Source organism: Acinetobacter sp. SWAC5, from assembly GCF_003419885.1.
Classification (GTDB): Bacteria; Pseudomonadota; Gammaproteobacteria; order Pseudomonadales; family Moraxellaceae; genus Acinetobacter; species Acinetobacter cumulans.
Window position 1 is genome coordinate 54,054 of record NZ_QUWR01000001.1, and the last position, 21,731, is coordinate 75,784.

At 40.5% G+C, this 21,731-nt stretch carries 20 protein-coding genes; 10 read left to right on the forward strand and 10 right to left on the reverse strand.

From position 1 onward, the window contains the following. Positions 1-9: 9 nt before the first annotated feature. The 5 genes from DYI81_RS00285 to DYI81_RS00305 all read right to left on the reverse strand — a co-directional run bounded on the left by DYI81_RS00285 (position 10) and on the right by DYI81_RS00305 (position 5,830). Complete coding sequence (locus DYI81_RS00285) at positions 10-1,209, reverse strand: NAD(P)/FAD-dependent oxidoreductase (RefSeq protein WP_106985971.1); 1,200 nt, start codon at positions 1,207-1,209, stop codon at positions 10-12. Between the two features lie 235 nt (positions 1,210-1,444). After that, positions 1,445-2,335 (reverse strand): pyridoxal-phosphate dependent enzyme, encoded by an 891-nt coding sequence (locus tag DYI81_RS00290; RefSeq protein ID WP_117006519.1) that lies wholly within the window; start codon positions 2,333-2,335, stop codon positions 1,445-1,447. 83 nt (positions 2,336-2,418) lie between these two features. Then, on the reverse strand, positions 2,419-3,540 hold the full coding sequence (locus tag DYI81_RS00295) for an HlyD family secretion protein (RefSeq protein ID WP_117006379.1): 1,122 nt from the start codon (positions 3,538-3,540) through the stop codon (positions 2,419-2,421). Positions 3,541-3,611: 71 nt separating this feature from the next. Next, entirely contained in the window at positions 3,612-5,270 is a 1,659-nt protein-coding gene (locus DYI81_RS00300) for an MFS transporter (RefSeq protein ID WP_117006380.1), read from the reverse strand. 11 nt (positions 5,271-5,281) lie between these two features. Beyond that, the gene (locus DYI81_RS00305; RefSeq protein ID WP_117006381.1) at positions 5,282-5,830 is read right to left on the reverse strand and encodes a TetR/AcrR family transcriptional regulator; all 549 of its coding nucleotides are present in this window, start codon (positions 5,828-5,830) and stop codon (positions 5,282-5,284) included. Between the two features lie 392 nt (positions 5,831-6,222). Here DYI81_RS00305 and DYI81_RS00310 point away from each other — a divergent pair, with 392 nt between their 5' ends. From DYI81_RS00310 to DYI81_RS00335, 6 genes are all read left to right on the forward strand, one after another. Then, complete coding sequence (locus tag DYI81_RS00310) at positions 6,223-6,450, forward strand: NF038215 family lipoprotein (RefSeq protein ID WP_227865858.1); 228 nt, start codon at positions 6,223-6,225, stop codon at positions 6,448-6,450. A 243-nt stretch (positions 6,451-6,693) separates the two neighbouring features. Next, entirely contained in the window at positions 6,694-7,317 is a 624-nt protein-coding gene (locus tag DYI81_RS00315) for a LysE family translocator (RefSeq protein ID WP_117006382.1), read from the forward strand. Between the two features lie 138 nt (positions 7,318-7,455). After that, positions 7,456-8,550 (forward strand): DUF6670 family protein, encoded by a 1,095-nt coding sequence (locus DYI81_RS00320; RefSeq protein WP_117006383.1) that lies wholly within the window; start codon positions 7,456-7,458, stop codon positions 8,548-8,550. Between the two features lie 612 nt (positions 8,551-9,162). Continuing rightward, positions 9,163-9,804 (forward strand): CsgG/HfaB family protein, encoded by a 642-nt coding sequence (locus tag DYI81_RS00325; protein WP_106985960.1) that lies wholly within the window; start codon positions 9,163-9,165, stop codon positions 9,802-9,804. Between the two features lie 12 nt (positions 9,805-9,816). After that, positions 9,817-10,194 carry a DUF4810 domain-containing protein gene (locus tag DYI81_RS00330; protein WP_106985961.1) on the forward strand — a complete coding sequence of 126 codons (378 nt, stop codon included), beginning with the start codon at positions 9,817-9,819 and terminating at the stop codon, positions 10,192-10,194. After that, on the forward strand, positions 10,191-10,871 hold the full coding sequence (locus tag DYI81_RS00335; protein ID WP_106985962.1) for a GNA1162 family protein: 681 nt from the start codon (positions 10,191-10,193) through the stop codon (positions 10,869-10,871). Before DYI81_RS00330 ends, DYI81_RS00335 begins: the two co-directional genes overlap by 4 nt. Positions 10,872-11,211: 340 nt before the next feature. On the opposite strand, the gene DYI81_RS00340 is transcribed toward DYI81_RS00335, so the two are convergent. From DYI81_RS00340 to mutM, 4 genes are all read right to left on the reverse strand, one after another. Further along, positions 11,212-11,952, reverse strand: coding sequence for a DUF4145 domain-containing protein (locus DYI81_RS00340; RefSeq protein ID WP_106985963.1), 741 nt, complete (start codon positions 11,950-11,952; stop codon positions 11,212-11,214). A gap of 331 nt (positions 11,953-12,283) precedes the next feature. After that, the gene (gene metG / locus DYI81_RS00345) at positions 12,284-14,341 is read right to left on the reverse strand and encodes a methionine--tRNA ligase (RefSeq protein ID WP_106985964.1); all 2,058 of its coding nucleotides are present in this window, start codon (positions 14,339-14,341) and stop codon (positions 12,284-12,286) included. 349 nt (positions 14,342-14,690) lie between these two features. Then, complete coding sequence (locus DYI81_RS00350; protein WP_117006384.1) at positions 14,691-14,975, reverse strand: peptidylprolyl isomerase; 285 nt, start codon at positions 14,973-14,975, stop codon at positions 14,691-14,693. Next, on the reverse strand, positions 14,972-15,811 hold the full coding sequence (gene mutM / locus DYI81_RS00355; RefSeq protein ID WP_106985966.1) for a bifunctional DNA-formamidopyrimidine glycosylase/DNA-(apurinic or apyrimidinic site) lyase: 840 nt from the start codon (positions 15,809-15,811) through the stop codon (positions 14,972-14,974). The genes DYI81_RS00350 and mutM overlap by 4 nt, the downstream gene beginning before the upstream one ends. Positions 15,812-16,262: 451 nt before the next feature. Here mutM and DYI81_RS00360 point away from each other — a divergent pair, with 451 nt between their 5' ends. The 3 genes from DYI81_RS00360 (at position 16,263) to DYI81_RS00370 (ending at position 20,135) form a co-directional block, all read left to right on the forward strand. Further along, positions 16,263-17,525, forward strand: a complete 1,263-nt coding sequence (locus DYI81_RS00360) for a carbohydrate porin (RefSeq protein ID WP_117006385.1) — start codon at positions 16,263-16,265, stop codon at positions 17,523-17,525. A 431-nt stretch (positions 17,526-17,956) separates the two neighbouring features. Then, positions 17,957-19,078, forward strand: a complete 1,122-nt coding sequence (locus DYI81_RS00365) for an NADH:flavin oxidoreductase/NADH oxidase (protein WP_117006386.1) — start codon at positions 17,957-17,959, stop codon at positions 19,076-19,078. Between the two features lie 130 nt (positions 19,079-19,208). After that, the gene (locus tag DYI81_RS00370; RefSeq protein ID WP_117006387.1) at positions 19,209-20,135 is read left to right on the forward strand and encodes an AEC family transporter; all 927 of its coding nucleotides are present in this window, start codon (positions 19,209-19,211) and stop codon (positions 20,133-20,135) included. 161 nt (positions 20,136-20,296) lie between these two features. Here the strand turns inward: DYI81_RS00370 and DYI81_RS00375 are convergent, their stop codons facing one another. Beyond that, positions 20,297-21,106 carry a tetratricopeptide repeat protein gene (locus DYI81_RS00375; RefSeq protein ID WP_117006520.1) on the reverse strand — a complete coding sequence of 270 codons (810 nt, stop codon included), beginning with the start codon at positions 21,104-21,106 and terminating at the stop codon, positions 20,297-20,299. Between the two features lie 232 nt (positions 21,107-21,338). Here DYI81_RS00375 and DYI81_RS00380 point away from each other — a divergent pair, with 232 nt between their 5' ends. Further along, on the forward strand, positions 21,339-21,584 hold the full coding sequence (locus DYI81_RS00380; RefSeq protein ID WP_106985968.1) for a hypothetical protein: 246 nt from the start codon (positions 21,339-21,341) through the stop codon (positions 21,582-21,584). Positions 21,585-21,731: the final 147 nt, after the last annotated feature.

A 21,731-nucleotide genomic window follows, 5' to 3' on the forward strand; every position in this document is an offset into this window, starting at 1 on the left:
AGCTGAGCATTAAACATACTCTGAGGCTGCATGTGCTGATGACCATGCCCATTGGAAATTAAAGCCACCCAAGTGACCAGTAACATCTAAAATTTCACCCACAAAATACAGGCCTTTCTGTTTTTTACTTTCCATGGTTTTGGATGAAACTTCAGTGGTATCTACACCACCTAGTGTTACCTCTGCGGTACGGTAGCCCTCAGTTCCTGATGGTTTTACCTCAAATGCAGATAAGCGCTGTGCGATTTGTTCCAGCTTATCATCACTGATATTGCCAATTGCCGTGTCGGCTTGTTCTAACCAAATCAAGTTTTGTAATTCAGTCACCACGCTTTTAGGTAAATGCTCAACCAATAAAGTACGCAGTAGAACTTTGGCTTGGTTTTGCTTTTTCGACTTTAAAAAATCAAGTAAATCTAGGCTAGGTAAAAAATCGATTTTAAAGCTTTGACCTGCATCCCAATAATTTGACAGTTGTAGCGAGCTTGGTCCACTCAAACCGCGATGGGTAAAGAGCAGGGCTTCAGTAAAGCTATTTAAATCGTTAGACAACGTTGCTTCAACGGCATTACCACTTAAGCGCGTGGTGACTTCTTTAAAGCTGTCCGAAAACATAAACGGAACCAAGCCTGCGCGTGTAGGATAAACATGATGACCAAATTGCTTGGCAATGTCATAACCAATGCCAGAGCCACCTAAGGTAGGAATAGACAAACCACCAGAGGCCACTACCACAGATTCGACTTCAAAGTAGCCCAGTGAAGTTGCAACTTGGAAGCCCTGTGATTCTAAAGCGTTGACTGCTTTTACTTCACAGTTGGTTTTAATGTCGACCAAGCCTGTTTTTTCGCATTCTGCCAATAGCATTGCCAAAATTTCTTTAGCGCCATTTAAGGTAAAAAGCTGGCCATGTTTGCGCTCTTCATATTCGATGCCGTATTCGCACACCATGCCAATGAAGTCCCAATTGGTATAACGCGTTAAAGCAGAAATCACAAAATGTGGATTGTGTGAAATAAAGTTTTCAGGCTCGACATACAGGTTGGTAAAGTTACATTTACCACCGCCCGACATGAGAATTTTTTTGCCGACTTTATTGGCTTTTTCGACCACCACCACTTTACGGCCACGTTGAGCTGCCATATATGCTGTCATTAAACCCGATGCACCTGCACCTAAAACTAAAACATCATAGTGATTTGAAGACATGGCAAACTCAATGGAACAGAAAAGCACAGCATTATAGACAATTTTAGGCAGAAGCCGAATGTTGTTTAGCGTTTTAAGGGCAGATTCAAATGGCTGCAATGCAATATGCTAAAGCAGAAGGTGGCTAAGTGATTTAAATTTAGTAGATATTGGACAGTCCAAGACCATCGGATCTATCTAGAAAATTTTAAATCACAAACTTTGTATGGGATTGCAGGGGGGGAGGATCGCCTTATTAAGGTGCCACAGATGTCTTGCCTGAATCTGTTTTGATTTTTCCCTGTAAGCCACCTGTATGGAGCGCAAGAACCCGTTGCTCAGGGCTAATTTCGCCTTGCAAAATCATGTGCTCTATACCCAGCATCATTTTCGCTGTATAGACCTGCTCTAAAGGAATGTCGTGCATGGCTTCAAAGTCTTGCATAAATTGCAAGAGTTCAGGCGTAGTTTTGGCATAACCACCACAGCAGTAGGTGTCGATAATCTTCCAATTTCGTTTACGGGTAAGTTGGGCGACATCATCATTTAAAAACAGGCCTTTTAAGGCTGAAAAGCCCAAAATCTGCTGCTGTGAAAGGCTGGCTTCAATGAGCCCTGTCATCGTGCCACCTGTACCCACAGCACAGCAGATCAGGTCAAACTGTTGATCGCTTGGTTTTAATATCTCTGTGCAGCCCCGAATGGCCAAATCATTTGTGCCTCCTTCGGGGATGATATAACAGTCTGGAAATTGTTGTTGTAGCTGTGCCAAATAGTCTGGGTTTTGTTTACGTCGATAGTCTTCACGACTGACAAAATGTAATTGCATACCAAATTGTGTAGCACTCGCTAAGGTAGGATTAAGCGCTTTGGTTTTAAGCTCTTCCCCTCGAATGATGCCAATACTTTGGAAGCCAAATTGCTGGGCAGCATAGCTCGTGGCTGCAATATGGTTGGAATAGGCGCCACCAAAGGTCAAAATTTTGCGATAGCCTTGCTGCTGTGCTTCTAGAAAATTGTATTTGAGTTTAAAAAACTTATTGCCTGAGATTTGTGGATGTACCAAATCTAATCGTCTTAAGCTGACTTGTACGCCATGCAAATTCAGCATTTGATCTTGTATGGTATGGGCAATGGCATCAAACATAGCAAAGGTGGACTGAACAAAAATCATGACTATTGTAATAGATTCTGTGTAGTCCGACGATTGCTAACATCGGCACTCACCTCTTAATGAGTGCCTTCAGATGCGGTGTCGACAGAGGTGACAACCGACATACCTGGGCGTAAACGGGCAAAGTCTGTTTGATTGGGATCAATTTCAATACGCACTGCAATCCGTTGGACCACCTTGGTAAAATTGCCCGTGGTATTGTCGGGTTTTAATACGCTAAATTCAGAACCTGTTGCTGGTGAAATGCGTGAGACTTTGCCTGTGAAGTGTTGATGATTCAGTGCATCGACGCTAAACCAAGCCTTTTGACCAATTTTCATGTGCGCAATTTGTGTTTCTTTAAAGTTAGCCGTAACCCAGCGCTGCTCAGGAATGAGATACATCAACTGTGTGCCTGCAGCAACATATTGGCCAACACGTGGGCTGACTTCACCGAGCTGACCATCCATTGGGGCAGAAATGATGCTGTAGTCTTTGGTGGTCACGGCTTGATCAAACTGCGCTTGAGCACTGCTCACTTGGGCTTTTAAACCTGTTTGCGCAACTTGTGCTGTTTTTAGGGCTTCTTCTGCAACCAATACATTGGCTTCAGCTTGATGTAGTAGCGCAAGGTTATTTTTGACATCAGCATTGGCTTTGTCTTGTTCTGTTTTAGAGGTGGCACCTGAGTCACCTAATTGTTGATAGCGTTTTAATTGGTTGAGTGACAGCATATAGCTGGCTTCAGCCTGATCTGCTTTGGCTTGTGCGGCGATAATATCCGCCTTACGTTGTTGAATGGTTTGGCTTTGATTGGCCAAACTATTTTCGGCCTGATCAATGCCTGATTGTGCTTGAGTGACTTTTTGATTATAGGTTGTGGCATCAATATGCATTAAAGGTTGACCCTTTTTGACCACTTCAAAGTCAGTGACTAATACATCTTTCACATAACCATTAATCTGTGAAGAGAGCACTGTGGTTTTACCTTTGACATAGCTATTTTCAGTCGACTCAATACTGCTATGAAAAGGCCCAAGCTTCCATGCCCATAAAATTAAGCTGATCCCGACTAACAATACAAAAAACATCAGTACCAACACACGTTTATCGGTTGGTATTAATTTACTACTGGGTGTAGCCACAGGTGCAGGTGTGGTCGTTGGAGTAGGTGTAGTCGGCTTTTCTTGTTCTGACATGAAAATTCTCTATATGCGCTAAATTTCAATCGGTATCGTGATTTTTAATGAGGGTACGTATTTGCTGTGCTTTAGCTGGTATTGTTTTGCACATGTTTAAGCGCACGATAATTACGGTAACGGTTGATGCCAATCGTATATAGCCCCCAAAAAAACAGCATCACTGCAAAAATTTGATTGAGAAAAATGACATCATTATAAGCACGTACTTGGGCTTCCTTGGTGACCGCTTGATTAAGCGTACGTAAGGCTTGATTTTGCTGTAATTGCGGGTCAAGGGTGTAAATATGTGCACTACGATTATAAGTTTCTAGCCGTTGTTCAACTTGTGGGCTGGTGAGGGGTAAATCATTCATAATTTCCGCTTGATAATGCTGTGTACGCATTTGCTGGTAGCTAGAATAAAATGACGATCCAACTAAGCCACCAAAAGTTTGACTGGCAGAAAATAAAACAATAAAGGTTACCATGTGGCTAGGGCCTTTTTGCAAAGCACTAATAATGCCTGTGAGCAATAAGGGACCAATAAACATGCCACTGGCAAAACCGACCAAAAACTGACTACGGTAAAAATTTTCTGGACGGACATCTACGGTTAAATGATGGTCTAAAGCACTGGCAATTAGAATGAGAAATACAGCAGCCAATAAATGGAGCACCATTTTTTCACGAGAAAAGGTAAGGGCGCTAAATAAGGTACCCAATACAATGCCCGCCATAATGACGGCATAAAAAGTCACAAATTGGTCTGGGCCCATGCCCATCGTTTTTAAGAAATTAACAGCAGCATAGCTTTGTTCGGACATTAAAAAACGAATGGCAAATGCGCCAATAATAAAACGCACTGTAGCCGAGGTACTCAGCCAGCGCGTAATAATCAGAGGGTTGACGCGATAATGTTCATAGCACAAGCCGACACAGATCAGCACCAAGGCGGTGATGAGTAAATAGGCCAGCCATTCGGCATTTTGCCACCACAAAATAGGCCCTTGGGTTAGCACGACACATAAGCATGCAAAGCCAGTTGCCAAAAGCACAAAGGTAAAGATGTCTTGAAATTCAAAGACGGCAATACGTAGGCTACGTGGGAGTTTGAGCGAAACGACCATGGCCAAACAGCACAGTGCTAAGCCCAACTCGAAGGTATATAACAGCGCCCAATCATTTACATCGACCAAATAAGGCGACATGATCCATGCCAAAGGGATGCCCAATTGCTGAAAGCCCAGTGCTAAATACAGACCACGACCAAAATTGACTCGCGAAAAGGCCTGCATAATGTAATACATGCCTAATGAGCTAAGCGGGGCTGCCACCAAACCACTGACAATGCGTACAAATACAGCCATTTCAAAGGTATGAACAAACAAATGTAAAATTAAAACTGCAATAAAGGCCACCAGACCAATTTCCGAAAATAGCCTTAGTCCGTATTGTTGGCGGGCTTTAAATAAAATCAGGTTTGAGCTGACATTGGCCATGACATAGGCTGCGGGAATCCATGCCACTTCAGAAGGTGTTAGGCCATATTCACCTTGGATTAGAGGCAAATTCGCGGTAATAAAACCATTACTTAAGCTGCCCGAAAGAGCAACAAAAAGCCCAATGCAGAAGTATAAATAGCGCTTATAAGTGGGGTGTGCAATGGCCGCGGGAGACCCAGGTAGAGTGGGTTTCTCTTCGGCAGTCCAATCGGGAGCAGGTTCTAAAAGACGCGGTGGCTGGCTCATAGTGAAGTGACCTAAGCACGTATACCATTGAGTAATAATTCAACTGCACGGGTGGCTAATTGTTCTTGTTCGGCATGGGTGTAGCCTTGTAGTGCAGAGCGAAGGATCGACGTTACCATGGCATAATCTTGGGTACTAAAGTCAGTACGACAAAGTCCATGTTGAATTGCTGTATCAATCAGCGGTTGTAAAATGCTGTCACGACGTTGGTAAATTTGTACCATTGCAGGGTCATGGCGGTCGATGACACGCCAGTATTCCATTAGCGCGGTAAGATAAGGAATATTATGAATATGGTCGTAAATGAGTCGAATAAAGCCATCTTGATATTGCGCATGCTGACGCGCTCGATACTCTAAACGATTGAGGGCTTGCTCCATCAATGCCAAGACCAACTCACGACGATCTGAAAAATTACGATAAAACGTTGCCCGTCCCACTTGAGCATCATCAATGATCAGTTGTAATGGAGCATTGATGCCATGCATACGAAAAATACGAATGGCTGCTGCCAAAAGCTCTTCACGGTTTTGGGTGGCACGTTCTTGGCGTAAAGACATAATAAGTTCTAAAGTAAATGTATATTTATAGTGTTATTTAACGGACAAAAATGTCCGTTGTAAATATTCTAAATTGTTGCAAATTGTAAGAGTAAATCATGTGGCCACAGCGAAAGATCGGCTGTGTACTGCTTATAACCAGATGAAAATTTTTAAGGAACGTGTTGTTTAGCGAGTAATTTTTTATAAAAAATAAATAAAATTATATATTTAAGATAAATCAGTTTATTGTATTCATTCAGCATGGGATTGGATTGTCGCGTGTAGTTTTCAGATGCTCTAAGCACATTGATCTCCCCAAAACAGCCTGAATATATACGATAAAAAGGGGATGCATCTTTGAATAATAATGCTATGCTGAAAATAACAACAATAATGATAGAGGGGATAACATGACAAAATTATCCGTGGCGATGTGCCAGAAATTCAGCACAGTCATACTGGTCGGCATAGTGATGAACCTCACTGCCTGCGAGTCCAAAGAGGATTTGAGTAAACCTCAAACTGAAGCGCGAACCATGATTATTGGCGGAGTTCCTGTCAATGAACGTGATTATAGAAGTCCAAAAGATGAACTCGCGTTAAATGAAGCAAGTGCACAAGATGATGATCGTTATTAAATAGATGTTCAAACACTACAAAGCAGAATAAGCGATTAAAAAAAGCCATACATCAACGTAGGGCTTTTTTTATATGTGCCGTTTAATCCATCTACTGAAGGCTTAAAACTGATGAATGATTCGCTGTTTTTTTCATCTTCTAGTGATTTATACGGTCAATTTGCGTATGTAGCGAAATAAATAGTGAGAAATTCAGTGATGATCCCGCTAAAATTAGGACGAATTTTTTAGACGAGAAGTGCTGTGGAATCATTGTGGATTTTAGGTTCAATTGCTGCTGCTTTATTATTAGGAGCAATGAGCCCAGGGCCAACCTCGATCTATGTGGCTAAAAACTCAATTGCGATTTCACGTCAGCATGGCTTATTTACAGCACTTGGCACAGGACTAGGCGCCGCTATTTTTGCTTTATTGGCCGTGCTTGGTTTACAAGCCTTTTTATTGGCAGTGCCGTCTGCATATTTGGCCTTAAAAATTTGTGGTGGTTTATATTTGCTTTGGATGGCATTTAAAATTATTAAACATGCCAAAGAACCGATTGATGCAGGGCAAGATGTTACAGCACAAATGTCTTTACGCAGAGCTTTTACCACGGGCTTAATTACCCAGCTGTCAAACCCTAAAATTGCCATTGTTTTGGCCAGTATTTTTACAGCACTTTTACCCAAAGAAATTCCAACCTATTTTTATTTTGTGTTGCCTCTGCTGTGCTTTTTTATTGATGCAGGTTGGTGCTCTTTGGTGGCAGTTGCGCTTTCTGCAGAAAAGCCACGCCGTATCTATCTGAAATTTAAAGCAGGCTTTGACCGCGCAGCTGGTGCTATAATGACTGTACTTGGTTTAAAGCTAATTTTTGGTATGAAATAAGTCTATTTTTACGCTAAAAAATTGTCTGACAATTTATGCTGTGTGACCTCAAAACACATTTGTCAGGCCTTATTGGCTATGAACAAGTCTAGATTTAGCCCGTAATTTGGAAGCATCTTATTCTCCCTAGAGCGATATATGCTTTCATTATTAAAAAGTAAACCGCAACAAAATACGCTCCGTCAGTTATTCAATTATCAGCTTGGGCAAGGCCTCACACCAATTTTAGGTGCTGTCCGTCCTGAACAGCAAGCAAGCCTCCCGCGTGACTTTAATTTTGATGCACATTTATTTCATGCTCAGTTTGGCAGTAGTCATTATGGCGTGATGATTCCTGACTTGCCTGAACCATATCGTTATCTTTCCTTTGCCTCGGTCATTGCTGAGCCAGGTGCGCAGATCACGCAAGCCTCAGCCAAATTGTCGGCCTATTCGCCTACAGACACAGCAACTTTGGTACATAGCACAGCGCTGTCGACTCAAGCTGAAGCATTTCGAATGTATTCAGTTTCACAAGATTTAAAATTTCAGCAATCGCCATTTCGAGTTGATTTTGCTAAGGATGCATCACTTTATGAAGAGGCGGGCATTTACCGTTTGGTGTCGGCCTTAGATGATTTAAAAGTGGATTTAAGCTTAACGCCTACAACAGCGTTGACATGGTTTGCACATAGTCGTTGGTATCAACATTTTAGTTTGCTTATGCGCTATGACGGCACGATTAGCCAACAGGGACATAGCGTGGAAGTCAGTGGTTTATGCACGTTAGAACATTTTAAATCGGCATCGGTTTCGATGTTGCCCAAGGCTTTAGGCTTACAGGATATAAGTTTGCCTTTAACGTCGTTTTCTTATCAGGTGATTAACTTAAATGCCGAAGAACAGTTGGTCTTGGCCTTTGTCGGATTTGCTGGTCAGCCTGCCTATACTTCGGTGAATTACCGTCATATCGACGGAACTTCTATTCAATATGATCATGCGTATTTTGAAGTAATTGCATCTAAAACAGAGCCTATGATTACACCCGATGGCCATGCGATGGAAGTACCACAGTCGTTCTGCTGGACGGCACATCATGAAGGTGTAAAAGTGTTGGATATTGTGGCGGTTATGGATACGCCTATGTGTTATGGCTTGGCCGCAGGATATGTGAGCTCTTATCAGTGGACGGGGGAGTTCCAACAGTTAAAAGCGCAGGGGCGTGGTTATGTTGAGTTTATTGATCGGCGTTAAGATTGCCACTTATGACTCATCTGTATATATAAAATATTGCAAATCTGTATATTGATTTTTGGGCATTAAACTGAAATTTATTTTTTAATAAAGTTTTATAAATTAATATCTTACATATATTTCCAATTTGTTGCTATTGCCTTTATGATGGTGTGTATCTGTATAGCTTTGGATGATGGTATGAGCTTTTGGAGAAAGAAAAATAACGCAAGTTTTGTGTTTTTTATTCTGGTGACGTATTCACTGCTTGGCTTTGGTCTAGGTTATATTATTTGGGATGTAATTCTGAACTAAGTATGTTGTGTTGTTTTAAAGCCTCTAGTGATAGGGGCTTTTTATTGCTTCATACAACCGCATTTTTAAAAAACAAGAAGCGCAAATACAAACAAAAATTTAAATGACATATCCAATTTTATGGCTGTTTTGCTCAATGAAATAAATCAACACTCAGAAAAACAACAACATTTTAGGTAATGAACAGTACAGCTTAAGTCATCTGCAGAAATACAGAAATACTGTTATTTTTACGTAATATTGCTATGATCTATTCGCGTTTTATAAAAAAATCAGAGGGATATAATGTCATATAAGTTTTTAGCAAGCATAGTTTTCATGGGTTTAACATTAAGTGCATGTTCGACCACTGAAACATCAAGAACGCTTCAAGCACCACAAGTAACTGCAGCTACGGCAACGGTAAAATATACAGGTGTTAAAACACCAGTATCTATTGGTAAATTTGATAACCGTTCGAGCTATATGCGTGGTATCTTTTCAGACAATGTTGACCGTTTAGGTGGTCAAGCAAAAACGATTTTAGAAACGCATCTTCAGCAAACAGGTTATTTCTCTGTTTTAAACCGCGATAACTTATCTGAACTTCAGCAAGAATCAGGTTTTAGCAAATCAGCGCAATCAATTAAGGGGGCGCGATTTGTATTAACTGGTGACGTGTCTGAGTTTGGTCGTAAAGAAGTTGGTGATCACCAACTCTTTGGTGTGCTCGGTCGAGGGAAAACTCAAATTGCTTATGCAAAAGTTAACTTAAATGTCGTTGATGTAAAAACGGCTGAAATTGTGCACTCTGTACAAGGTGCAGGTGAGTATGCATTAAGTGAGAGAGAAGTCCTTGGCTTTGGTTCTACTGCATCTTATGACTCAACTTTAAATGGTAAAGTTTTAGATTTAGCCGTACGTGAAGCAGTGAATAATCTTGTGCTTGATTTACAGACTGGCAAGTGGTCTAACAAGTAATAGGATGTTTCCGTGCGACATATTTTTTTATTGATGAGCGGTCTTATTTCGCTAAGTTTAGTTGGGTGCGCAACAGCGCCAAAGTCATTGTACAGCTGGGGTGAATTTCCGCAGCAAACTTATTTATCTTTAAGTTTGCCTGAGAAAGCGATGCCACAAGATCAAGTATTAAAACTTGAAAAAGACGTTGAAAAAGCTAAGGCGAAAAATTTAGCTGTTCCACCTGGACTATATGCACATTTGGGACTGCAATACCTAAATATGAATGATGCGCCGCGTGCGATTCAATATTTTGAGCTTGAGCGTCAGATTTATCCTGAGTCGACTGTGTTAATGGATCGTTTATTGAAAAAAATGACGGGTCAAACTTCAGCAGGAGCAAAAAAATGAAGAATTTAAAAACTTTATTTACAGTTACTGCTGTTGTTGGCTTATTAACAGGTTGTGCAACTGCACCTAAAAATACACGTGATTTAAGTACTTATACTGCGAATATGCCAAAATCTATTTTGGTGATGCCGCCTGTGAATGAGTCACCTGATACGCGTGCAAGCAATAGTTATTGGTCGACTGTGACCGTACCTGTTGCAGAAGCGGGCTATTATGTTTATCCAATTAGTGTTGTTGACACCATGTTTAAAGAAAACGGTGTGTATAACGGCGCGGATGCAGCAACGATTAGTCCTCAAAAACTTCAAGAAATTTTTGGTGCCGATGCTGCGCTTTATGTGAAAGTGAAAGAATACGGTTCTAAGTATCAAGTTATTCAAACTGTTGCAACGGTTGCTGTTGAAGCGAAGTTGGTTGACCTTAAAACGGGTGAGCTACTTTGGGAAGGAACGGAAAAGCAAGTAATGTCTAACAGCAATAATAATGCTGGTTTAGTGGGTATGCTTGTGGGTGCTTTGGTTGATCAAATTTCGAATCATTTAAGCGATAAAGCTTATGTGTTGTCGGGTACGGTGAGTCATTTACTTTATTCACCTCGTTTAAGTGAGCAGAAGGGCTTGTTGTATGGGCCTCGTTCGCCGAACTTTGCACAGAATGGATTAAGTCCTCAGAAATAATTAAAAGCCCCTCTAGTTAGGGGCTTTTTAGTTTTTATATTTTCTCAGATATTTTTTGAGTTTTCATAGATTTCTAAAAATTTAGTTCCGTAACTACGTTGCGATTCTTTGCTTCTAAACGGAAAGGAAATATAACGAAATTATTTATAGTAATAGTTTCTCCCTCTCCCTATGGGAGAGGGTTGGGGTGAGGGTGTTTTAATAATTGGGAATACGAGCCTTACTTTTGACGGATCAAAAGTAACAAAAATCCTTTGTTCGTTAGAGGGTGCGTCCGTATGCTCCTAACGAACGGGCGACATCCATGTCGCTAGTCACGTTATTAGATTTATAGTGAATTCTAAGATTTTGCTCGACGTTCCAATCTTCTTCTACTTGATTCTTTAATTTGTTCAGGCACTGTATAAATTTCAGTTAATAGTGCTTCTGTGAAATCTAAACAATCTAACGCTTCATTCTCACCAGTATTTCCATCATGTGCCGAATCATTGCCATCATGACGAATACAATGAGCAAGCTCCTCTAATCGTTTAGGTATTTTTTGTTTTTCAATTAGGAAATCAATTCGATTAGCTAATTTATTTCTTTGGTCTTTATTTAGTTGGTGCTCAGAGGTTTGATTTTCTTCTAAAAATTTGTTTAATAAATCTTTTGTGACAAGGTCGAGGCATAATCTAAACATAGAGCCACTCGCAACAAAACAACTCATCGAAAGACATTTTGTAGCTTCATCAAAAATATCTTTGATAGTTTCCGGTACAGAATGAGGGCACAACCTCTGATTTTTAGTTGGTGGAATAAGTAGTCTATTAACTTCAAAATGGTCATTTATATTTGTTTTTTCATTTAGACATAGGTTCGAGTCAAAAGAAGAATATTCGTTCGGGTAAAGATCTCTAAAGTTGTTTCCTTTTTGAATGATTAAAATACATCCTTTTTTACAATGACTACATTGAGAAAAAGCTTCCCAATGGATTTGGTGCTGATAATAGCTATTTTTATGAATAGTTGTAATAAATACATCAAAGCGAATATTGTTAGATCCGCAAAAATTACAATTATGAACGAGGAAATACTTCATTTTTTATCAGTTTATACAGATTTTAATCATAGAAATAATACACTGAATTATTCTTTAATCTAGAAGAAATCGAATGATCAGGAAGCGACATGGATGTCGCCGTTCACTTGTGGTACATGGACGTATCATCAAGTGGACAAAAGATTTTTGTTACTTTTGATCTTTCAAAAGTAAGGTACTGCCTACGCAAAGCAATTAATTTTTCATAAAGCCAACATGGGGGAGTGATTCAATAAATCCTCTCCCTAACCCTCTCCTAAAAAGAGAGGGAACTTAAAGGCATAAAAAAAGCCCCTACATCGTAGAGGCTTTTTATCTAAGACTTTAAATCTTAAGACACTTTATCACCAGCTTTAGCACCAGTTTCAGGTGAAATCACCCAAACACCTTCGCCATTACCCGCAGCGAGTACCATACCGTTAGAAATACCAAAACGCATCTTACGCGGTGCAAGGTTAGCCACCATCACCACCAATTTGCCTTTAAGGTCCTCAGGTTGGTAGAACTCACGAATACCGCTAAATACATTACGTGGCTCAGCTTCACCGACATTTAACGTCAATTGAAGTAGCTTGTCAGAACCTTCAACCGTTGCAGCTTCTAAAACTTCAGCTACACGTAGGTCAACTTTCATAAAGTCTTCGATGCCAATAATTTCAGCTTCACCGACTTTAGGCTCTGGTTTCTTTTCAGCTTTCTTCTCTTTTTTCTTTTCCGCTTTTGGCACTTCCGCAGGGGCAGCTAAAGAATCTTTAGATGCATCGACCATCGCAGCAACTGCTTTCGGGTCTACACGTTGCATCAATGGTTGGAATTGAGCAATTTCATGATCAACCAAAATCGTTTGTACAGAAGCAAAGTCGAAAGATTCTAATTTTAAGAAGCTCTGAACTTCTGCTGCCAATGTAGGCAATACAGGTGCAAGATACACCGCCAATTGACGGAATAAGTTAATACCGACAGAACATACATCATGAACTTGTTGTTCTTCGCCTTCAATTTTCGCTAAAGCCCAAGGCTTTTTCTCGTCGATATATTGGTTGGCTTTGTCAGCAAGCGCCATGATTTCACGGATTGCCGCAGAGAATTCACGCGCTTCGTATTGAGCAGCGATTGACGCACCTGCATCAATAAAGCTTTGAACCAATTCAGGCTCTGCACAAGTCGCAGAAAGTTTGTTATCAAATTTTGTATTAATGAATTTCGCACAACGGCTTGCGATGTTGACCACTTTACCAACAAGGTCTGAATTCACTTTCTGAACGAAATCATCAAGGTTCAAATCAGAATCTTCAACTTTGTCAGAAAGTTTAGACGCGAAGTAGTAACGTAAGTATTCAGGGTTTAAATGCTCAAGATACGTTTCCGCTTTAATGAACGTACCGCGAGATTTAGACATCTTCTGACCGTTTACAGTCAAGAAACCGTTTACGAATAAGCTTGTTGGGGTACGGTAGTTTGCACCTTCAAGCATTGCAGGCCAGAACAACGCATGGAAGTAAACGATGTCTTTACCAATGAAGTGATAAACTTCATTTTTCGAATCTTTTTTCCAGTAGTCGTCAAAGCTTAGGTCAGGACGTTTAGTTTTGATGTAGTTTTCAAAGCTCGACATATAGCCGATTGGCGCATCTACCCAAACGTAGAAGTATTTGTTTGGCGCATCTGGAATTTCAAAACCGAAGTAAGGCGCATCACGCGAGATATCCCAATCAGATAAACCTGCTTCAAACCATTCATCCAACTTGTTGGCAATCGACACAGGCAGACGACCTTCGTCACGTGTCCATTTTTGCAGGTATTCACCAAAGTTCGGCAGTTTAAAGAAGTAGTGATCTGAAGATTTTTCTACAGGTGTCGCACCGCTTAACGTCGATTTTGGATTCAACAATTCAGTTGCGTTGTATGTTGTACCGCAAACTTCACATGAATCGCCGTATTGGTCTTCTGCTTTACATTTCGGGCATGTGCCTTTAATGAAACGGTCCGACAAGAACATTGCTTTTTCAGGATCAAACAATTGCGTTACAGGACGTACTGCAATGTTGTTTGCTTCGCGGTTTTTAATATAAATCTCAGAAGCACGTGCTTGGTTTTCAGCACTGTTGGTTGAGTCGTAATGGTCAAAATCAACTTTAAAGCCAGCAAAGTCACGCTCATGTTCTTTTTGTACATTGGCAATTTGCTGTTCAGGTGTAATGCCGTTGGCTTCTGCACGTAGCATGATTGCTGTGCCGTGAGCATCGTCCGCACATACATAAGTCACGTTATGACCCATTGCACGCATGGCACGAACCCAAATATCTGCTTGGATATAACCGAGTAAATGACCCATGTGAATTGGGCCATTCGCGTATGGAAGGGCATTAGTAACTAAAATATTACGCACGGATTAACTCTCTCAGTCGTATTCATTATGCAATGGGCAATAATTTTACCTGATCAAAGAAGGAATACAAAGCAAAGCTTTATCTGAATGTCGGTCACGCAGACCGTGTAGACGCATATCGAAAGGGTGAGCATCGCAAGAGTTATCTATAAAATGAATAGGCTTTTGTGCTCATGCTTTGATCGGACTGGACTGAAGGCGGATGTGCTGAAGAAAGTTAGATTAGAAAATGTATGGGAATTTTAAGCGAGCGAATAAAAAAGGATCGATCATACTTTACATCATCGATCCTTGGTATTGCGCAGTGCTAGATGGCTAATTCAAATGCAACAGTGGCTATCTGCTGATATTAAAAATCCATACGGAATTTAATTTCTAATAAATGCCAGCCAAATTGGCTTTTGATTGGGCCATGTAATTCACGTTCTGGCAAAGTAAACACCGCTTTGTCGATTGGGCCAACCAGCTGACCTTTTTTAATGTCGCCGAGTTCACCGCCTTTTTTGCTTGAAGGGCAAGTCGAATGTTGCTTTGCAATTTTGGCAAAGTCTGCGCCGTCTTTAATTTTCTTTTTAAGCTGTTCAGCAAGTTCTTTATCTTTCACTAAAATGTGGCGGACAATGGCAGATTTCATTTTTTACCTCGTTGAACTGTTTTTACTTGCTTAAAGGGTTGGCATTCTGGACAAAACACGGATGCGCGTTGACCTAGTTTAATATTTTCCAAAGTCGTTTCACAGTTAATGCACATTTCACCCGCACGGCCATAAGCCAATAGGGTTTGCTGGAAATAGCCATTTTCGCCCATGGCATTGGTGTAGTCACGTAATGTCGAACCGCCTAGATCAATGGCTTGCTTTAAGATGCGTTTGATTTCAATAACTAATTTTTCAACCTGTTGCTGGCTTAAATCCTTTGCAGGTTGTGCGGGATGAATCCCCAAATTAAATAAACTTTCCGTGGCGTAAATATTGCCCACACCTACGACCACATGGTTGTCCATAATGGCCACTTTAATGGCGGTATTTTTATTTTTAAGCTTGTCGGCCAAATAGGGCGCATCAAAGTGATCACTTAAAGGTTCAGGCCCTAAGGTGTCAATGAGCTTGGTTTGTGAGTCTTCATTTAGCCATAAAATACAGCCAAAACGACGCGGGTCGTGGTAGCGCAGTTGCATATCTTCAAATTGAATAATCAGATGATCGTGCTTACGGTATTCCTCATGTGATTCACAGATCCGAAAACTGCCTGACATGCCCAAATGCCACAGCATGCTGTCTTGTTCAAAGCTGGCCAAAATATATTTTGAACGGCGTGAAAGTTGTTGCAAGCATTGGCCAACCAGTTTGTTTAGGTCATTTGGAATAGGCCAGCGCAAGCTACTTTGACGGACTTCAACGGATTGCACACGTTGACCGAGCAACGGTAAAAGACTGGTCTTGGTAGTTTCAACTTCTGGTAATTCAGGCATTGTGTCAGGTGTACTTTAAGGTTGTAGCTAATATTGGGATGTTTACGATGGTTTACAAGGCATAGCGCATAAAGCTTCGAACAGAATAAACATACCTTTTATTGGCTAATAGATGAAATAACAGATGCAAAATAACATCCGAACTATATAGATTAAATTTGAGTGATTTAGCACAATTTTTAACTGTTCTATATTTGATAAGACATTGAAATAATAAGACTTCAGTCTAAATAGGGAGGATTTTTTGTTGTGGAATTTTAAACACGATCAACTTAGTTAGATGTTTTTAAATAAATTTATATAACAATAAATATTTCATAAATTAAAGTTTGTTAAATAATAAAAATAATGCTGAGATTTAATCGTAAATATTATGTAACTATTACACCAAAATGGTGTAACCCTTTGTGTGGGGGCATCTTGTAACTCTCTCAAAATTTAGGTTTTTCCGATGAAAAATTTTACTCTAGCGATCATACCCCTTTGTCTTATGGCGAGTATGAGCAATGTCTTTGCTGCTGAACAGGCATTTGATAGCAAAGGTCAATATATGCTGGGTGATTGGAATGGTAAGCGTACCGAATTGGCTCAACAAGGTGTGAAATTTGAAGCCAATATTGCAGCCGATGTGGCTTATTTGGCTGAAGGTGGGCGCAATGAAGATCACGCTGCTACAGTAGCCAGCCAACTTTGGTTGGGAACAGCTTTAGATATGGAAAAACTTGCGGGTTGGGATGGGGTTACAGTTCGTGCTGTGGTTACAGCTCGCCAAGGCCAAAGTACAACATTAGATGACTTACAAGACCGCAGTGCACCACAACTGGCCAATGTACAAGCAAACTTTGGCCGTGGTAACCAAAAGACGCGTTTGTCTGAGCTTTCGATTGAAAAGAAATTTAAAGAGCAAGGTTTAAGTATTAAAGCTGGCCGTTTAGGTTTAGGCATGGACTTTAACGTGATGGCTTGTGATTTCCAAAGTACTGCATTTTGTGCTGCGCAAATGGGTAAATGGCAGGGCAATATGTGGATGAACACGCCTGTTTCTCAATGGGGCGCACGTGTAAAACAGCAGTTGAATCCTGAGTGGGCAGTACAAGTTGGTGTATATGAATTTAACCCTGAAAATGCATTAGAACGTCATGGTTGGAATTTAGATACAGACAATGCAGATGGTGTCACCATTCCTGCAGAAGTGATTTGGACACCAAAAACATTGGTGAATGGCTTGGCTGGTAGTTACCGCTTAGGGGCTTTGTATAACACTGCCAATGAAGTGAAAAACCAAAAAGATATTGCCAATACCACAGATGCGAAAAACCGTACTTTTGCAGGCTGGTTGGCGATAGAACAACAGCTCACTTCAACAGGTGAAGGCAAGCGCGGTTTACATAGCTTTGCAAACTTTACATGGCATGATCGTGTGACCAATAAAGTAGATAACTCACAGCAAGTCGGCTTGAAATATATTGGATTGGCAGATCGCTTACCTAACGACATGATTGGTTTAGGCTTAAACCGCGTGCACGTGAATGACCGTCTTTCACAAACCACTTACGATGCAAGTGCAGAATACAATATCGAGCTGAACTATAGCCATAACCCAACCAAATGGTTAACGCTACGTCCAAACTTACAATATGTCATTAACCCAGGTTCTACCAACCGTGTTGATAATGCATTGGTACTTGGCTTAAGTTCAAAAGTGACTTTCTAAGCACTTTACATCTTGTATAGCATATAAAAAACAGGCGATTTAAAGCCTGTTTTTTTATGCACGAGCATTGCTCAGACTTGGGTATAGACACTTAAGTTTAGAAGGGTAATTGAGAATGTAGTTTATGGAAATTTGTTGTGAGACCTCTGATGGGGAAGATAAAAGTGTGGCCATGATTGACGTTTAAGCTATGAATGTATACGCGTACGAAACGAAAACAGTCATCTTGAAAAAGTCATGATGATAGGGAATGATTTGCAAAAAAAAGTATGCATCAAAGCAATCATTATTCCTTTAAAATTGATGAAAAATATACAAATATTATGGTTGTCAATCCGCCTGATGAACGCTATTTTGAAGTGGCCAAAGGTTTAAACTAGACTGCTGGTGAAAGTATAAACAATCATTGAAAAATAAAACCGAGGATGAACGTGACTTTATTGTTTAAGCCTTTGCAGTTCGGACAGTTAATGCTGTCAAATCGAATTTTGATTGCACCCATGTGCCAATATTCTGCCAATGAGCAAGGGGAGCTCAGTTTTTGGCATGAACAGCAGTGGGCAAATTATGCGTTGTCTGGGGCGGGTCTGTGTATTGTTGAAGCAACAGCAGTACAGCCTGAAGGCCGAATTAGCTATGCAGATTTAGGTCTGTGGAATGATCAGCAAGCGGCACAGATGAAAGCATTGCTGACGAAAGTGAAAACACTGTCACCTATGCCATTTGCAATACAGTTGGCGCATGCAGGGCGTAAAGCTTCGACGGATAAACCGTGGCAAGGCCGAGGTCAAATTGCACCAGCGCATGCGCAGGGCTGGCAAACGGTTTCCGCCAGTGACATTCCATTTACGGAACAAGATCATGCACCGCATGCTTTAAGCCAAGTCGAAATTCAGCAGATCATTGCGGACTTTGCCGCTTCTGCTAAGCGTGCGGTCGATGCGGGCTTTGAACTGATTGAATTACACGCAGCACATGGCTATTTGTTGCATCAATTTATGTCGCCACTGTCGAATCACCGAGAGGATGAATATGGAGGTAGTTTTGCCAATCGTATTCGTTTAACTTTAGAAGTATTGCAAGCCATGAAGGATGCTGTACCTGAAGGCTATCCGATTGGCGTACGTATTTCTGCCAGTGATTGGATGGATCATGTAGACAGTTGGACACTTGAACAGAGTGTAGAATTGGCGCAATCTTTAGAACAGCTTGGCGCGGCCTATATTCATGTATCTTCGGCAGGTTTACATCAGGCGCAACAAATTGATATACATGCCAATTATCAAGTTCCTTTTGCGGCAGCTGTAAAGCAAGCTGTAAACATTCCTGTGATTGCCGTGGGTTTGATTACTGAAGCCATGCAGGCCGAAGGAATTTTACAGTATGAACAGGCCGATGCGATTGCCATTGCACGTGCCGTACTTTATGACCCACGTTGGCCTTGGCATGCAGCTGCGGAATTGGGTGAAGTGATTGCCATTGCACCGCAGTATTTACGCTGTCAGCCACATGCTTTAAACAGTCAATTTGAACCCTTTTCACTCAAGAATTGAGTTTAAGTGCATAGCATTACGCTAAAATGAAGCTATTGAGCTAAGAATTTTTAAACTGCAACTTCGGTTGCAGTTTATTTTTTTTGCACGTTTTTGGCTCAACGTATAATCGAAAACAGGAGTGTAAGGAATGGTTTTTGAAGTCATTATTCCCATATTTATACTATTGGCTTTGGGGTATTTAGCGGTCAAATTGCATGTGCTGGCTAAAGCTCAGGTCGAAGTGATTGGTAGTTTTGTCATCAAAATTGCTTTGCCTGCACTGATGTTTCAGTCCTTGGCCAGTAAAGACTTTTCCGAAATTTGGCTTCCAGATTTTTTTTTGGTGTTCGCAGTCGCGGCCTATTTCTGTTATGGCTTAGGGTTTTATCTTAGTATTCGGCATTTTAAACAGCGTATGAGCCACGCTTCTATCTTGGCCTTAGGCGCCAGTATGTCTAATACAGGCCTACTGGGGACTGCGGTGCTCAGTCTTTTGCTGGGTAGTAAAGCCATGACCTACATTATGCCAATTTTAATTTTTGAAAGTGTGTTGCTCATTCCAACGGTGTTAATTTTAATAGAATTGGGCAGTCAAAAGGGCGCGAGCGTGGTTGCTGTTTTTCGAAACACCTTTTTGATGCTTTTTAAAAATCCGCTTTTTGTTAGCGTCATTGCGGGTATTGTATTTGCGGTATTGCATATACCAATGCCAACGCAGTTGAATGCTGTATTGGATATGTTGGGGCATACCGCATCACCATTGGCTTTGTTTGCGATTGGTGGGGGTATTGTGGGTATGAGTTTGAAATATATGAACCTGCAAACCATTTATTTGGTCTTGAGCAATAATATTTTAATGCCTGTATTGGTATATGCGGGTTTACGTTATGGTGTAAATGCCAGCCAAGAAATGGTCTATGCTGGAACTATTATTGCAGCCCTACCCATGCCAACCATTTTTGCCATATTGGGCCAATTGAATGGCTTAAAGGATGAAGCGCTTACACCATTACTCATGAGCACCATTATTGGCTTTGCTGGGGTAAGCTGTTTAATTGCGCTGTGGTATGGCTAAGGATGTAAGTGATCCTCGCAAATGACGTTAATGTTGAGTAGCTATGTTTTTAAGTTTTAAAACTATAGTCTGAAATATATCGACACCTTACAATGGCATCTCATAATGCAAAAAAAACCCTGAAGAGTCAGGGCTTTTTTATCGCTTGCATAGCAATCAGATTAGCTCTTTTTCGCTGGTGCTTTGCTTCCACCTTTGGCTTGTTCAGCCATAAGTTTATCTACAACAGCTAAAGATTCTTTCGCTTGTGGAATGTTCTCTTTAGCTAAAGCTGCAAAGATTTTTTTCGCTTCAGGTAAGTTTTGCGGAATGATGTTGCCATTTACAAACATATTACCTACAGCCATTAGCGCAGGGATATAACCTTTTTTCGCAAGATCTTGAATGCTGGTTAGGCCAGTTTGTACAGATTTTTCGTCTTTGTTTTTAAAGCCTAAACTAATGTCATACAAGGCTTTGGCATGAATCGCTTGGTAGTTGCCTTTTTTGATTAGTGGATCAAGTTTTGCGAGGCCAGCTTTGTCAGATTCAGGTTTGTTTTCTGAAAATAACAACACCGCTAAATCGATAGACGCATCGTCAAAGCCTTGAGATGATGCTTTACCTAGGTATTGTTTGGCTTTGTTGATGTCTGTTGGTAAGCCCAAAGAGCCAGTCATGTAGTTTTTACCCAACACATAGTTGGCCACAGGGTAGCCTTTATCAGCAGATTGTTGATAAAGCTCGATCGCTTTTTTCTCATTCTTGGCCGTACCTTGGCCAGTTTGAGTTAAATAAGCAAGATTATACAGCGCCTGAGCATTGCCTTGTTTTGCCAATTTATCTAATGCTTGATAAGCACCTGTCATATTGTTGGCTTTCACCATGCTTTCAATTTTTGCAAACTCAGGATCAATGCTTTGAGTATTTGTTTCTGCCGCCGCAAATTGAGAAGAAAGTGCAATAAGGCCTGCTAAGAGTAGTTTTTTCATTTTTAAACCTTTTAAAAAACAGTCACATAATTCCATCTATGTGTATAGGAATAAGATTAACAGATTCATCATAAATAGAAATATTTGAAAGTAAAGAGTGCTTCTGTGAAATATTTTAAGCGTTTAAAAATATCTCAGTTACTTTATATTGCATCGACAAACTTAAAATATCTTTTGCATTTGTTACTCAGTTTGTTTTAATCGCTTTTGTAATATACGAGTGAGTTCTTAAATGTTTATTAAAAGCATTAAGCGAAATTATGACAAAGTGAATCAAGATGAAAGCATTGCACATGAAGATAAAATAGATGCGCTACTAATGAAGCTTGGCGCTGAGTTTTTAGTGAGTCAAGAAGATCGGGTTTATATCTTTGAAAAAGGGGAACTTAGAGTTAAGTTTGATGCTAAACATGCACGTGATTTTTCCTTTAAAGATTATCTTTGTAAAGATATGAATAAGTTGTTTCATGGTTTTTGAAGCCGAAGTTTCAAACTGCTTGATTATATAGATTAACTTGCAAATATTGTTTTTGAGATAATTAAAAAATCCAGTCAAGGGTGCTTGGCTGGATTTTAATTTTCGCTCATCCGCTTTGTATCGAAGTATTTGTAAAGCAGATGACTT

Coding starts and splice junctions, on each gene's coding strand:
- DYI81_RS00290 (WP_117006519.1), bottom strand. CDS start 2,335: ATGTTTGATGCCATTGCCCATACCATACAAGATCAAATGCTGAATTTG.
- DYI81_RS00305 (WP_117006381.1), bottom strand. CDS start 5,830: ATGTCTTTACGCCAAGAACGTGCCACCCAAAACCGTGAAGAGCTTTTG.
- DYI81_RS00310 (WP_227865858.1), top strand. CDS start 6,223: ATGACAAAATTATCCGTGGCGATGTGCCAGAAATTCAGCACAGTCATA.
- DYI81_RS00295 (WP_117006379.1), bottom strand. CDS start 3,540: ATGTCAGAACAAGAAAAGCCGACTACACCTACTCCAACGACCACACCT.
- DYI81_RS00380 (WP_106985968.1), top strand. CDS start 21,339: ATGTTTATTAAAAGCATTAAGCGAAATTATGACAAAGTGAATCAAGAT.
- DYI81_RS00300 (WP_117006380.1), bottom strand. CDS start 5,270: ATGAGCCAGCCACCGCGTCTTTTAGAACCTGCTCCCGATTGGACTGCC.
- DYI81_RS00335 (WP_106985962.1), top strand. CDS start 10,191: ATGAAGAATTTAAAAACTTTATTTACAGTTACTGCTGTTGTTGGCTTA.
- DYI81_RS00340 (WP_106985963.1), bottom strand. CDS start 11,952: ATGAAGTATTTCCTCGTTCATAATTGTAATTTTTGCGGATCTAACAAT.
- DYI81_RS00350 (WP_117006384.1), bottom strand. CDS start 14,975: ATGAAATCTGCCATTGTCCGCCACATTTTAGTGAAAGATAAAGAACTT.
- DYI81_RS00325 (WP_106985960.1), top strand. CDS start 9,163: ATGGGTTTAACATTAAGTGCATGTTCGACCACTGAAACATCAAGAACG.
- DYI81_RS00375 (WP_117006520.1), bottom strand. CDS start 21,106: ATGAAAAAACTACTCTTAGCAGGCCTTATTGCACTTTCTTCTCAATTT.
- DYI81_RS00320 (WP_117006383.1), top strand. CDS start 7,456: ATGCTTTCATTATTAAAAAGTAAACCGCAACAAAATACGCTCCGTCAG.
- DYI81_RS00370 (WP_117006387.1), top strand. CDS start 19,209: ATGGTTTTTGAAGTCATTATTCCCATATTTATACTATTGGCTTTGGGG.
- mutM (WP_106985966.1), bottom strand. CDS start 15,811: ATGCCTGAATTACCAGAAGTTGAAACTACCAAGACCAGTCTTTTACCG.
- DYI81_RS00360 (WP_117006385.1), top strand. CDS start 16,263: ATGAAAAATTTTACTCTAGCGATCATACCCCTTTGTCTTATGGCGAGT.
- DYI81_RS00285 (WP_106985971.1), bottom strand. CDS start 1,209: ATGTCTTCAAATCACTATGATGTTTTAGTTTTAGGTGCAGGTGCATCG.